At 65.8% G+C, this 13348-nt stretch carries 9 protein-coding genes and 2 pseudogenes; 9 read left to right on the top strand and 2 right to left on the bottom strand.

Annotated features, from left to right (window positions below; genetic code table 11):
* Positions 1-82: 82 nt before the first annotated feature.
* A complete protein-coding gene (gene dalA, locus IT41_RS05165) occupies positions 83-625 on the bottom strand; it encodes a divisome-associated lipoprotein DalA (RefSeq protein ID WP_036739348.1) in 543 nt (180 codons plus the stop codon).
* Between the two features lie 228 nt (positions 626-853).
* Here dalA and IT41_RS05160 point away from each other — a divergent pair, with 228 nt between their 5' ends.
* The 7 genes and pseudogenes from IT41_RS05160 to IT41_RS05135 all read left to right on the top strand — a co-directional run bounded on the left by IT41_RS05160 (position 854) and on the right by IT41_RS05135 (position 7919).
* Positions 854-1507 carry a L,D-transpeptidase gene (locus tag IT41_RS05160; RefSeq protein ID WP_036739207.1) on the top strand — a complete coding sequence of 218 codons (654 nt, stop codon included), beginning with the start codon at positions 854-856 and terminating at the stop codon, positions 1505-1507.
* Between the two features lie 137 nt (positions 1508-1644).
* Positions 1645-1905, top strand: a pseudogene (locus IT41_RS05155) (transposase); the annotation flags it as partial.
* 312 nt (positions 1906-2217) lie between these two features.
* A complete protein-coding gene (locus IT41_RS22015) occupies positions 2218-2499 on the top strand; it encodes a transposase (protein WP_074948043.1) in 282 nt (93 codons plus the stop codon).
* A 50-nt stretch (positions 2500-2549) separates the two neighbouring features.
* Positions 2550-2732, top strand: a pseudogene (locus IT41_RS19755) (transposase); the annotation flags it as partial.
* A 193-nt stretch (positions 2733-2925) separates the two neighbouring features.
* Positions 2926-3546, top strand: a complete 621-nt coding sequence (locus IT41_RS05145) for a TetR family transcriptional regulator (RefSeq protein ID WP_036739203.1) — start codon at positions 2926-2928, stop codon at positions 3544-3546.
* 59 nt (positions 3547-3605) lie between these two features.
* Positions 3606-4757, top strand: coding sequence for an efflux RND transporter periplasmic adaptor subunit (locus IT41_RS05140; RefSeq protein ID WP_036739202.1), 1152 nt, complete (start codon positions 3606-3608; stop codon positions 4755-4757).
* Positions 4758-4760: 3 nt separating this feature from the next.
* A complete protein-coding gene (locus IT41_RS05135; RefSeq protein ID WP_036739201.1) occupies positions 4761-7919 on the top strand; it encodes an efflux RND transporter permease subunit in 3159 nt (1052 codons plus the stop codon).
* Positions 7920-7999: 80 nt separating this feature from the next.
* Here IT41_RS05135 and IT41_RS05130 read toward each other — a convergent pair whose 3' ends face one another.
* A complete protein-coding gene (locus IT41_RS05130; RefSeq protein WP_074948042.1) occupies positions 8000-9589 on the bottom strand; it encodes a serine/threonine-protein kinase in 1590 nt (529 codons plus the stop codon).
* Positions 9590-9849: 260 nt separating this feature from the next.
* Here IT41_RS05130 and IT41_RS05125 point away from each other — a divergent pair, with 260 nt between their 5' ends.
* Together IT41_RS05125 and IT41_RS05120 are read left to right on the top strand one after the other, a co-directional pair.
* On the top strand, positions 9850-11943 hold the full coding sequence (locus IT41_RS05125; protein WP_036739199.1) for a TonB-dependent siderophore receptor: 2094 nt from the start codon (positions 9850-9852) through the stop codon (positions 11941-11943).
* Positions 11944-11945: 2 nt separating this feature from the next.
* Positions 11946-13166, top strand: a complete 1221-nt coding sequence (locus tag IT41_RS05120) for an MFS transporter (protein WP_052081279.1) — start codon at positions 11946-11948, stop codon at positions 13164-13166.
* Positions 13167-13348: the final 182 nt, after the last annotated feature.

Here is a 13348-nt window from a genome sequence, read left to right as displayed (position 1 = left end):
GAAAACCGGGGCATTCTCCGAACGGTGCCATATCCGGGCCAGCATCATCAGGAAATGACGGCGCCCCGAGGGGCGCCGCAGCTCAGTTCATCGCGCTGGCCAGGGTGGTCGCGCCCCCGCCGCCGGTGATCATCACCCACCAGACCTTGCCCGAGGGTTCCTGATACCAGCCCATGCCCAGATCCGTGGCGCGCGGGTCCATGACGATGTCGCGCGTGTCGCGGGTCTGCATCCAAGCGTTCAGCGTCGCGATGTCGTTTTCAAAGGTTTCCGAGATATTCTCGCCGATCAGACTGCCGTAATAGCCCTGCCGGCGCACCCGATCCAGCGGCGACGAGCCGTCGGAACCGAAATGCCAGGCCCGGTTCTGCGCCGACATGTCGCGCGCATGGGCCTTGGCCGCGGCGTCCAGCATCGGGTTCTGGGTCATCGCGGGCGCACCGATATTGGCGCGCAGCGCATTGACCTGCCCCAGCACGCGCCCCGGGATCTGCGCCTCTTCGCGCGCGGTGATCTTGTAGGCGACGGGCAGCGGCTGGCCATCGGGGCCAAGCTGCGTGACCGGCTTCTGGCAGGCCGCGAGTGCCAGCACAGAAACAAGCGCCAATATCGAGAACTTCTTCATGATTTCCTGTCCCAGAAGGTATTTTCCGTCAGCCATACAAAACCCGGCGCATCCCTTCAAACGCAAGATTGCGTGAAGGCCACAGGCCGGCGCCCTGTTGCGACAATGACGCTTGTTTGAATTGCATGGCGTCCCATCCCGAAGTAAACCGCCGCTATCGACGATCTTTCACAAAATCGGGCAGACGAAGACCGCGCAAAACGGTCCGCCACAATGCAGGAGCGAGCAATGATCACGCCGAAAAATCCGGTGACCCGCCGGAAGTTTCTGACCACCTCGGTCGCGGTGGGGGCAGCGGGGCTTGCGGCGCCGGCCCTGGCGCAGAATTTCGATCCCTATACCGGCCAGCCGCTTCTGGGCGCCGGCGGCGGGGCGACACCCGATGCCGGAATGGTGCAATATGACCAGGCGCAGGATTCGCGGCGCAATATCTCCAGCTTCCGGATGCAGCAGTGGCAGCCCTATTTCAACAACCTGAAGAACGGCGCGATACTGGTCGACCTCACATCGCGCGCCCTGCATTTCTGGTCCGAGGATCAGACCGTCTACAAGCTGTTTCCGACCTCGGTCCCGGTCAGCGCCGACCTGACCCGCACCGGCCGCACCGAGATCATCAAGAAGGTCGTGGGGCCCAGCTGGGCTCCGACCCCCGACATGAAGAAGCGCAATCCCGAATGGCCCGATTTCGTGCCGCCGGGACCGGACAATCCGCTGGGCACCCATGCGCTGTGGCTGAGCTGGCAATATTACCGCATCCACGGCACGCATGACACGCGCAAGATCGGCCGCAAATCCTCGAACGGCTGCATCGGGCTGTATAACGAGCATATCAAGCAGCTTTACGACCTGACCACGATCGGCACGCAGGTGCTGCTGCTGTGACCAGGACCCCCGCAGAGGCCGTCCTTCTTATGTGACGATTGTCACGCGGGACGGCCGATACTGCGTGACCGGCGTTGTTGCAGAACTCGGCGTCATGGCGGATTCACTATGCGGAACCGCGTGGTGAATAGGCTGGCATGAACAAACCTGCCTCCTGCCGCTACCGCATAACGAACCGGAAGCCCTATAACCAAGCGCTCAGGCGGCGGGGCATGCAGCTGGTTTGGCTCGACAAGGTCCTGTTTGGCGTGCCGCTCCGACAAAGGACAGGGATGGTGATCATCCTCCTGAGGATGGCCGGCCTCGACTTCTCCTCCCTGAGCCGACGGCAGAAGGCAAGCACCGCCCAGATAACGAACCGCCGCGCAGCGGGGCCGCTGAACGTGCTGATCGACAATGAGGCGAGGACCATGTGCTGGTGAGGGTCGGTCAGCTTGCCGCGCCTGAGGACCGGCGGATCGAAGCGCTCATCCCGCCCCTTCGCGCGTACCGCCGCAGAGGCGCGCAGGGCTTTGCAACCGAGCGGTTCAGGTTCGATCCTCATCACGACTTGGTTCAGTGTCCGGCGAAGCAGCGGCTCACAGTTCGCGACAGCATGAAATCCGGCAAGTGGTATCGTGCCGGCCGGCGCGACCGCACCCGCTGCTCGCTCAAGGCACAGTGCCAGCCATAGGGCGCGCCATCGCGCCGGGTGCATATCGTCGCCAGCCATGCGGCCATCCAGCGCGCCCCGGCGCAAACGCCTGGCATGGGGCGAGGACGACCACGCCGTCCACACCCGGCATCGCTGGCGCATCCAAGGCGTGCACGGCACCGCAAAGACACTCCACGGACGGGCCAGAGTCATCCGCAGAGGGCTTGAAAGCATGAAGTTTCAGGCCCTCCTGACCGCCATCGCCATGAACCTCAAGACGTTGGCGGCGGCAGCGATGATCTTCTTCCTTTCCATCGTCGGAAGCCGTTTGGCAGGACGAACCCCGGAACCGGTCTGACACGGCTTTTTCAACAGCCCCCGGGACTGTTTTCCGCCCTGGCTCATACCCGCAAGCATGGAACGCAGCGCGGGCGCCAGTATCGCAAGCCACATCTGGCCATAGATTCGGCCACCGGCGATATCCGGGCGGTGGCATTCACCTCGATCCAGGAGGGCGGCAGCCCGGTCCTTCCAGATCTGTTGAGCCAAGTGCCATCCGATGAGCGACTCGGCACCGTGACCGCAGATGGCGTGCCAATGGCTCACCCCCGACCGCCAGACCGCCGAAATCCACATCCGGATTGCCCTCATCAACCGCTTCAACGGGGAAGGGGGGAGCCGCGATCAAAGGCTGAAGCCCGCAACAGCGCCCATCAGAAATCTATTTACATACCTACATGTATGTTTATATATGCGGCGAATCCATCCAATCCGGGGGCGCGAGATGCGGCGGACCAAGGAAGAGGCCGAACAGACCCGCACCGCCATCCTTGACGTGGCGGAGCACATCTTTGCCGAGAAAGGCGTGTCCTCGGCCTCGCTGGAAAGCATTTCCCGTGCCGCCGGCGTGACCCGGGGCGCCTTCTACTGGCATTTCAAGGACAAGACCGATCTGCTGACGGCGCTCAGGGCGCGGCGTCTTTTGCCGCAAGAGGGCATCCTGGCGATGGCGGCCGAACAGGGCTATGACGATCCGCTGGGCCTGCTGGAAGCCGCCGGCCACGAGATGCTGGCCATCTTCGAGGTCGATGAATCGCAGCAGCGCATGTTCCGGATCCTGTCCCATATGGTCGAGGACGAGGAAACCGCCCGCTGCATCAGGGACATCAACAACCAGATGTTCGAGCTTTTGCGCCGCATCGCGCGGCAGGCCAGAAGCAATGGCACGCTGAGCCCCGATTTCACGCCCGAGGAAGCGGCTGTCCTGATGATGTCCACGATGCACGGATTGCTGTCCGAATGGCTGCGCTCGGCCAAGGCCTTTCCGCTTTCGGTGCTGGGCTGGAAGATCCTGTCCTCGCAGATGTCCCTGCTGCGGGGCTGCGAAAATGCCCGGCGCCCATGAGCGGCGGCGCCCGGCCGGCACCCCGGATTATCCCGAAATTCGCCCTTGAAAGGTACACCATGAAGCGTTTCTTCCCAGTCGCGGCCGTTGCGTTGTCGTTCCTGGCTTTGCTTTCGCCCGGCGCGCTGCTGGCGCAGGACGCCCCGGCGCCGACGGTCACCGTGCTGACCGCGCAAAGCCAGGAATTCATTCAGAAGGTGCGCCTGCCGGGGCGCATCAAGGCCTCGACCATCGCCGAGGTCCGGCCGCAGGTCTCGGGCATCATCCGCGAACGGCTCTTTGATGAGGGCACCTCGGTCGAAAAGGGGCAGCCGCTCTACAAGATCGAGGACGAGACCTATGCCGCCGCCGTCGCCGCCGCCCGCGCCGCCGTGTCGCAGGCCGAGGCGAATTTCAGCCTGGCCGAGCGCGAAGCCCGCCGCGCCGAGGAATTGCTGGCCACCAAGACCGGCTCGGTGCAGAAACGCGACACTGCGGTGTTTTCGCGCGATGCGGCCGGCGCCGCCCTGCAACTGGCCAAGGCGCAGCTGCTCAGCGCCGAGATCGACCTTGAGCGCACCACGATCCGGGCGCCGATCTCGGGCCGGATCGGCCTGTCGCTGACCACCACCGGGGCGCTGGTAGGGGCGCAGCAGGCGGGCGCGCTGAGCACGATCCGGGCGCTGGACCCGGTCTATGTCGATGTCACGCAATCGGTGAACGACCTGCTGAACTGGGATGCCGATCCCGAAACCCGCCGCGAGCTGATGGCCGGCGGCGTCGAGATGATGCTGCCCAATGGCAAACCCTTCGGACAGCGCGGCGAATTGCGCGCCGCCGAGCCGCAGGTCGAGCCGACCACCGGCATGATCACCCTGCGCATCAGCTTTCCGAACCCGGATTTCCGCCTGCTGCCGGGGCTTTATGTCGAGGTCGAGGTGCCCCAGGCCAGGGCCGGCGAAGCCTTTCTGCTGCCCAAGAACGCGGTCATGCGCAACGAACAGGGCGAGGCGCATGCCTGGCTGGTCGAGGATGGCACCGTGGTCATGCGCAAGCTGACCATCCAGACCGGGGCCGGAAACGACTGGGTGGTGACCGGCGGCATCAAGGCCGGCGACAAGATCGTCACCTCGGGCTTCCAGAAGATCGCGCCCGGCGCCCGGGTCGAGATCGTCGAGGCGCCGCAAACGCAGGCGGCACTTGTCACGCGCGCAACAGAAAAGGCCGAGTAAGCCATGCCACGTTTCTTCATCGACCGCCCGATCTTTGCCTGGGTGATCGCGATCATCGTCATGGGGCTGGGCGCGCTGTCGATCATGCGCCTGCCCATTTCGCAATACCCGTCGATCTCCGGCCCGTCGGTGGTGATCGGCGCGACCTATCCCGGCGCCTCGGCCGAAACGGTCGCCGATACGGTGGTGCAGATCATCGAGAAAGAGATGACCGGCCTTGACGGGCTGCGCTATATCGAATCCTCGACCACCTCGACCGGCCGCGCCTCGATCTCGCTGACCTTCGCGCTTGGCACCGATGCCGATATCGCGCAGGTGCAGGTCCAGAACAAGCTGGCCCAGGCCGAGGCGAGCCTGCCCGCCGAGGTGACCCGCCAGGGCGTCACGGTCGAGAAATCCGCGACCGGCTTTCTGATGGTCATCGGTCTGGTCGGCGAGGAAGGCACCGATTACAGCGATATCTATCTTGCCGATTATCTGAATTCATACATGGTCGAGCCGATCTCGCGCCTCGAAGGGGTGGGCAAGGTCGAGGTCTTCGGCTCGGAATACGCCATGCGGATCTGGCTCGATCCGCTCAAGCTGAAATATTACAACCTGTCGCCGGAAACCGTCACGGCGGCGATCCGGGCGCAGAACGCGCAGATCTCGGCCGGCAGTTTCGGTTCCATGCCGGCGCCCAAGGGGCAGCTGCTCAATGCCACGGTCACCGCGCAATCGCTGCTGAAAACCCCCGAGGATTTCGAGCGTATCGTGCTGCGCACCGATACCGATGGCGGCATGGTGCTGCTGCGCGACGTGGCGCGCGCCGAACTGGGCACCGAGAATTACGAGATTACCGGCTTTTACAACGGCAAGCCCGCCTCGGGCATGGCGATCCAGCTGGCCTCGGGCGCGAACGCGCTGGCGACGGCCGAGCTGGTCAAGGAAAAGATGGAGCAACTGGCCGAGTCGCTGCCGGCCGGGGTCAGCTATGTCGTGCCCTATGACACCACGCCCTTTGTCGAGATCTCGATCGAGGCGGTGGTCGATACGCTGATCGAGGCGATCGTGCTGGTCTTTCTGGTGATGCTGCTGTTCCTGCACAATTTCCGCGCGACGCTGATCCCGACCCTGGCGGTTCCGGTCGTGCTTTTGGGCACGTTCGGCATCATGGCGGCCCTGGGTTTCTCGATCAACACGCTGACCATGCTGGCCATGGTGCTGGCCATCGGCCTGCTGGTCGATGACGCCATCGTCGTGGTCGAGAACGTCGAGCGGATCATGCATGACGAGCATCTGGGCCCGCTCGAGGCGACGCGCAAATCCATGGACGAGATTTCCGGCGCGCTGGTCGGCATCGCCATCGTGGTTTCGGCGGTTTTCGTGCCCATGGCCTTTTTCGGCGGCGCGACCGGCGAAATGTACAAGCAGTTCGCCGTCACCATCGTTTCGGCCATGGGCCTGTCGGTGCTGGTCGCGCTGATCTTTACGCCCGCGCTTTGCGCGACGATGCTGAAGCCGCCCTCGCACGAGCCGCCGAAAACCTGGCTCGGGCGGCTGGGCGCGGGCTTCGGCGCGGGGTTCGAGCGGCGCTTTGGCGGGCTGACCCGTGGCTATGCCGGCATCGTCCGGCGCGTGACCGGCGGCCCGCTGCGGATGCTGATCATCTATGGGCTGATCGTTCTGGGCATGGCGGCGATGTATCAGCGCACGCCCACCTCGTTTCTGCCCGACGAGGATCAGGGGGCATTGCTGACCATCGTGCAGCTGCCCTCGGGCGCGACTGCCGAACAGACCGAGGCGGTCATCCGCAAGGTCGAGCAATATTACACCGATGCCGAGGCGAAGAATGTCGAATCGGTGTTTTCCGTGCGCGGCTTTTCCTTTGCCGGCCAGGGGCAGAACATGGGCATGATGTTCGTCAAGCTCAAGGACTGGTCCGAGCGCCCCTCGCCCGAGGATAGCGCGCAGGCCATTGCCGCCCGTGCCTTTGGTCCGCTGATGGGCGGCATCCGCGAGGCGGTCGTGGTGCCGGTCGTGCCGCCCGCCGTGATGGAGCTGGGCAATTCGAACGGCTTTACCGCATTCCTGCAGGCGACGGCCGGGCAAAGCCACGAGGAATTGCTGGCCGCCCGCAACCAGTTGCTGGGCATGGCGGGGCAGGATCCGATGCTGACGGCGGTGCGCCCCAGCGGGGTCGAGGATGCCTCGCAGTTCCGGCTGAACATCGACTGGGGCAAGGCGGGCGCGGTCGGCGTGACCGCCGCGGATGTGGGATCGTTCCTGCAGACGATCTGGTCCAGCGCCTATGTGAACGACTTTCTCTATGAGGGCCGCGTCAAGCGCGTCTATCTGCAGGGCGAGCCCTCGGCCCGCACCGCGCCCGAGGATCTGGCGCTGTGGCGGGTGCAGAATGCCAGCGGCGATCCGGTCGATTTCTCGACCTTCGCGACGCAGGAATGGGTGTTCGGCCCGCAGCAGGTCAGCCGCTACAACGCGCTGGCGGCGATGGAGATCGAAGGCTCGCCCGCCGAGGGTTATTCCTCGGGCGAGGCATTGCAGGCGATGGAGCGTCTGGCCGGTCAGTTGCCGCCCGGATATTCGCTGGAATGGACCGGCATGTCGCTGGAAGAGAAAGAGGCCGGCGCCGGCGCGATGACGCTTTATGCGCTGGCCCTGAGTGCCGTGTTCCTGTGCCTTGCCGCGCTTTACGAAAGCTGGACCATCCCGATCGCGGTGCTGCTGGCGATGCCGGTGGGGATTCTGGGCGCGCTGCTGGGCGCCTGGATCGGCGGCCAGTCGAACGGCGTCTATTTCCAGGTCGGCCTGCTGACCGTGGTCGGGCTGACCGGCAAGAACGGCATCATGATCGTCGAATTCGCCCGCGAGCGCATGGCGACCCTGGGCGAGAACGCGCTTGAGGCCGTGCGCAAATCGGCCGAGCTGCGGTTCCGGCCGATCCTGATGACCTCGCTGGCCTTTGGCCTCGGCGTGGTGCCGCTGGTGCTGTCGGCGGGCGCGGGTTCGGGCGCGCGCCATGCCATCGGCTATGCGACGCTGTTCGGCACCATCACCGGCACGGCGCTCGCGATCATCTTCGTGCCGGTGTTCTTCGTGCTGGTGAACCGGCTGTTCTCGCGCGGGACGGCAGCGGCGGAAAACCCGGCCGGCGCGTCCTGACCCTTGGCATGTCCCGCGCCGGAAACGCTCCGTCGGCGCGGGACATGCCGCCAAGGCGTTTCAACCTTGCCCGAAACGGGTCAATTGCCCGCAAGACGCGCGGCGAGATCCTGTTCCGTCCAGTCGTTCAGCGCCAGATCCGCCGCCCGGTCGCGCGCCTCGATCCAGGCCGGATCGGTGCCGAAACGGGCCTCGAGCCGCGCCAGCAGGGCCTGCGCCGCGCCATCGCCCGCGCCGGCCGCCGGGGCGGCCAGCCGCCATGCCATCGCATAGCCGCGCGCCACGCCGTCGCCCTGTTCCAGCGCCATGGCCGCGTCGCGCAGCGCGACGGCCGATGCGAAGGCACCCGCCGGCGGGTCCGAATCCGCCGGGATCTGCGCGGCCAGCAACTGCCCGGTCGGCAACAGCGCCTCGATCCGGTCCAGCACCGATGCCGCGCCCGGCGCATCCAGCGAGGCCGCCGTCTGCGCATGGCCATAGGCGGTGGCGGCGTCGCTCTCGGCCAGCAGCCGGGCCAGCGTCAGGGCGACCTCGCCATCCTGTTGCAGCGGCGTCAGCAATTCGATCGCGCGGCGGGTGTTTTGCGGCAGGCCGCGACCCTCGGCCAGGGCAAGCCCCAGCCTGCGCGGATCGTCCTGATCGCCGGGATCGGCGATCAGCGGCAGCGGCGGCGTCGGCAAGCCGTTCGTGACAGTTGGGCGGAACAGCGCCGCCGCCTCCTCGGGTCCGGCCATGCCGGTGGTGTCAAAGGCGATCGGCGCTGCGGGGCGGATCTCGGCGGTTATCCGGCCCGGTTCGGCCAGAAAGGCGGTCAGGCTGTCGGCCAGATCCTGCTGCAACTCGCGCAGGGCGGTTCCCGGCTCGGCGGTCAGCAGCGCCAGCGTGGCCTCGGGGCGGGTGGCATCGGGTGGCAGAAACACCCCGAGCCTTTCCCAGACCCCCAGATCCTCGACCGAGACATGCGCCGCGCGCAGCGTGCCGCGCAGGCCGAATTCCGGCGTCGGGGTTCCGATCTGCTGGGGCTCGGCACCGCCCTCATTGCCGGGCGCCGATGGCGGGCTGCCCGGGTCAAACCGGTTTCCGGGGCCGCCCGCCGCGAGCTTTTCAAAGAAATCCGGGGAGTACATCGAGACATAGCTGAAATCGGCGCTGCCCTCGATACGGGCGATGCCGGGGCTGATCGCCTCGATATCGGCCAGCAAGGCGCCGCTGGCCGAGGATTGGCGCAGGTCCAGCGTCAGGCTGTCCAGCGGGATCCGGTCGCTGCCGGTCACCGTGCCGATCATCAGCGCGTTGGGCCCGAAACAATTGGTCGCGATCGACAGGCCCGAGGCAGCGACATGGGTCCGCGTTTCCTCCTGCGCCCAGAAGCTGAGCCCGGTGATCTGCAGCCGGTCGAGCGAGATCCGGCAATTCTCGTTCCCGCCCGGCGCGGCGATTTCCAGATCGCGCAGCACCAGCCCGCCGCGCTGGCCGTCGATCACCAGCCCGCCATAGCGGATATCCGCGACCACCCGGCCATAGGCGATGGCGCCGCGCAGCAATCCTCCGGCGAGGCCGGCCGGCGACAGGATGCCGGCCGATGCGGGCGCGGTTTCGGCATGGGCGCCGGCGGCCAGCAGCATGGCAATCGCGGTGCCGGTGGCGAGGTAACCTGAGAGTCTGCTCACGAGCCCATACTCCTTTTTTCAGCACGTCATGCCGAAATGACCGCATCAGTGCGACAGGCGCAAGACAGCTTGTCCCGGCATCACCTTTCCGGCCCGGCGCGGGTCGCAAGAAAGATATTGTTCACCTCCTGTTTTTCGCGTAGGGCGGGCGCGCCCGGCCGGCCCGCCGGACGGGCAAGGAATGACAACTTCGCCCGTCCGGCCAGGCCAGGGTTCCCCCTGAATCAAGCAAAGACGAAGGCCCTGCCCGGGATCGGAACATGAGCATCAGATTCACCCTGTCGTTGCTGCTTTGCGGCAGCTTCCTGCCCGCCGTCGCGATGGCGCAGGACGACCTGATCGAGCTGGACATGATCGTGCTCGAGGCCGAGAGCGACGAGACGCTGCTCCAGGACGGTTATATCGCCCGCTCGGGCCGCCAGGCGATGCGCGTGGACACGCCGATCCAGCGCCTGCCGCAATCGGTCAGCGTGGTGACCCAGGACCAGTTGCAGGATCAGGCGCCACGCACCCTGCTTGAGGCGCTGAACTACACGGCTGCGGTCACGCCGGGCAATTTCGGCTTCGACAGCCGCTATGATTCGTTCTATCTGCGCGGGTTTCCCGCCTATCAGACCGGGGTGTTCCGCGACGGGCTGCGCAGCTTCAACGGTCTGTCGGCCTGGTATCGCAACGAACCCTATGCGTTGGAGGGGATCGCGGTGCTCAAGGGGCCGGCCTCATCCATGTTCGGCGTCAGCACCCCCGGCGGCGTGGTGAACCTGGTCAGCAAGCGGCCCAAGGACACACCCTATCGCGAGACGCGGCTCAGCTATGGCAGCCATGGCCGGGTCGAGGGGGCGCTGGACCTGACCGGCCCGCTGGATGCGAATGGCGACACGCTGTACCGTTTTGTCGCGCTGCTCCGCGATGCCGACACGCATATCCCGGGCTATGAGGACGACCGGATTTTCCTTGCGCCCTCGATCAGCCTGCGGTTGGCCGAGGATCACCGGCTGCTGCTGTCGGCCGAATATGCCAAGGACCGAACCGGCGCCGTCGCCTATTCCCATTTCGGCAGCGATCTCAGGGTGACGGACGCGCCGGCCGGCGATCCCGGCTATAACCGCTTTGATCAGGAACAATTCCGCATCGGCTATGAATACAGCTGGCAGATCGACCGCGACACCCAATTGCGGCACAGCTATCGCTACAGCAAGGTCCGGGCGGACATGCGCTACGCCACGCGCTACGGCACCTATCCCGATCTGATCCCCGGATACTGGGAACGCTATCACGAGACCGCCCGATCGCATGTGATGGACCTGATGCTCGAACGCCGTTTCCAGACCGGGGATTTCGAGCACAGGCTGGCGATCGGCGCCGATTACATGCGCGGCAAATACAGCGCGGATTATGGCGGCACCGATCTGGGACAGGCGGTGAACGAGGCGCTGGACGTGCCCTTCTACGCCTGGCGCAAGCAGACCCAGACCGGCATCTATATCGCCGACCAGATCGAACGCGGCGCGCTGACCGTCTCGGCCTCGGCGCGGTATGACTGGGTCAAGACGGAATATGCCGACGCGGTCTATGGCACGGATATCGTGACCGGCGGCACCCAGTGGGACGAAGCCTTTACCGCCCGTCTGGGCCTGTCCTACGAGCTTGCCGGCGGGTGGATACCCTATGCCAATATCGCCAGCTCCTTCGCGCCCAATGTCGCGCAGGTCTATGACGACGCGACCGATCCGACCGGCAGCCCCGCCGAGCCGACCAAGGCGCTGCAAAAAGAGATCGGCGTCAAATACGAACTGCCCGACCAGCGCACCGTCGTCACCGCCGCCCTGTTCGACATCCGCCAGGACGAGGGCATGTCGCTGGTGGTCGGCGCGGACGGCCGCAATCGCGGGCTGCAATACGACCTGACCTCGCGCGGGTTCGAGCTTGAGGCGCAGAGCGATCTGGAAAACGGCCTCAGCTTCATCGGCTCATATGCGCATATGCGGGTCAGGATCAACGAGGGCGCTCCGGGCACCAAGGGCAACGAACTGTCCGGCAGCCCCCGCGACACGCTGTCGCTGTTCGTGAAATACGCCCCGCCATCCGGCGCGCTGGAGAATTTCGCCGTCATGGCCGGCATGCGTCATATCGGCAAGAGCTATGGCAACGATCTCAATACGATCCGCAATGCCAGCCGCACCTATTTCGACCTTGGCCTCAGCTATGATTTCGCGGATCTGGGTCATGAGGGCACGCAGTTGCAGCTGAATGTGCGCAATCTGTTCGATCGTGACGGGCAGGTCTGCACCAGCGACTGGTGCTATGCCGACGAGCCGCGCATGATCGACCTGAGCCTGTCGCGCCGCTTCTGAGCATGGCAGGAACCCGGCACGGTCGCGCCCTGATTCTGGCCCTGACCTCGCTGGGTGGGCTTTATGTCACGCAAAGCATCCTTGGCGGCTTTGTCTGGTCGGCGCTGCCTGCCGTCATGCGCGATCGCGGCGTGGCGCTGGACGATCTGGGCCTGCTGTCGCTGCTGATCCTGCCATGGGCGCTGAAATTCCTGTGGAGCCCATGGGTCGAGGCATGGCGACGCCCGCCCGGGCACCCGGCGCGCAGCAAGCGCGTCATCGCCATGGCGGGCGCGCTGGTGATCGCGGCGGTGCTGGTCCTCGCCTGGTGGCCGGATATGGCGCTGGCCTGGCTGGGGCTTGCGCTTCTTGTCGTCGCGACCGCGACGGCGAGCGCGGATATCGCCTGCGACGGCCACGCGGTCGAGGCTTTCGCCCCGGAAAACTACCCATGGGTCAATATGATGCAGGTGGGTGGCGCCTATATCGGCGCCGCCATGGGCGGGGGCGCGATGCTGATCGCCATCAGCCGCCTGGGATGGCAGGCGGGCATGGCGGTGCTGCTCGCGATGTGCCTTGCCTTCACGCTGCCCTTCCTGCTGTTGCGCCAGCCCGCGCCGCGCAGCGCCCCGGCGGCGGACGGGCCCAGCCTGCGGGCCGCCTGGGCGCGGCCGCAATTGCGGCGCGGCCTGTTGATCACGGTGCTTTATGTCGCGGCGATGAAGTCCGCCCAGGGCTTTTTCGGCCCTTTTCTGGTCGATCGCGGCTTTACCCTGGCCGAGATCGGCCTTTACAGCGCCAGCGGCAGCCTTGTCGTCGGACTGGCCGGCGCGATCGGCGGCGGCCTTCTGGTGGCGAGGCTGGGCACCTTGCGGGTCTTGCGGCTGGCGCTGCTGGGGCAGGCATCGGTGCTGGCCTATTGCCTTGGCGTGGCCCTGGGGCTGGATCTGCCCCTGCCGGTCCTGGCCGCGCTGACGCAGCTGGGCGCTTCGGCCTTTCTGGCACTGGGCTTCGTCGCGCTTTACGCGCGTTTCATGCAATGGTCCGATCCCGGGCAGGCGGGCGTCGATTTCACCGTCTTTCAATGCGCGGATGCCGGCGTCAGCATGGTTCTGGGCGTGATCGGCGGACAGATCGCGCAGCAATTCGGCTATTCGGCGCTGTTCTCCGCCGCGCTGATATCGGCGGCGATATGCGGCCCGGCAATCGCCTCGCTGCCCGAGGCCGAGGCCGATTCGCGTTGAAACCCTTGCCGCGCGGAGTGCCGGATCGCCCGGGCGCCGATGGCGCGAAACGCCCGCCGGCCGCGGAATCCGGCCCTTTTCCGGGCGGCGAGGCCATGCAGGCGAGCTATCTTAATGACGGGCGAAAATATTGCAAATTGCAGAATTGTCATGCAAGTGCATAACCACGCCTTCCGACGAAT

It is taken from the genome of Paracoccus halophilus (assembly GCF_000763905.1).
Lineage (GTDB): Bacteria > Pseudomonadota > Alphaproteobacteria > Rhodobacterales > Rhodobacteraceae > Paracoccus > Paracoccus halophilus.
This window is presented reverse-complemented; position numbering and strand designations above follow the sequence as displayed.

Bases quoted from the DNA above. Each gene is read 5' to 3' on its own strand.
- dalA (WP_036739348.1), bottom strand. From the start codon at position 625: ATGAAGAAGTTCTCGATATTGGCGCTTGTTTCTGTGCTGGCACTCGCG.
- IT41_RS05160 (WP_036739207.1), top strand. From the start codon at position 854: ATGATCACGCCGAAAAATCCGGTGACCCGCCGGAAGTTTCTGACCACC.
- IT41_RS22015 (WP_074948043.1), top strand. From the start codon at position 2,218: ATGCGGCCATCCAGCGCGCCCCGGCGCAAACGCCTGGCATGGGGCGAG.
- IT41_RS05145 (WP_036739203.1), top strand. From the start codon at position 2,926: ATGCGGCGGACCAAGGAAGAGGCCGAACAGACCCGCACCGCCATCCTT.
- IT41_RS05140 (WP_036739202.1), top strand. From the start codon at position 3,606: ATGAAGCGTTTCTTCCCAGTCGCGGCCGTTGCGTTGTCGTTCCTGGCT.
- IT41_RS05135 (WP_036739201.1), top strand. From the start codon at position 4,761: ATGCCACGTTTCTTCATCGACCGCCCGATCTTTGCCTGGGTGATCGCG.
- IT41_RS05125 (WP_036739199.1), top strand. From the start codon at position 9,850: ATGAGCATCAGATTCACCCTGTCGTTGCTGCTTTGCGGCAGCTTCCTG.
- IT41_RS05120 (WP_052081279.1), top strand. From the start codon at position 11,946: ATGGCAGGAACCCGGCACGGTCGCGCCCTGATTCTGGCCCTGACCTCG.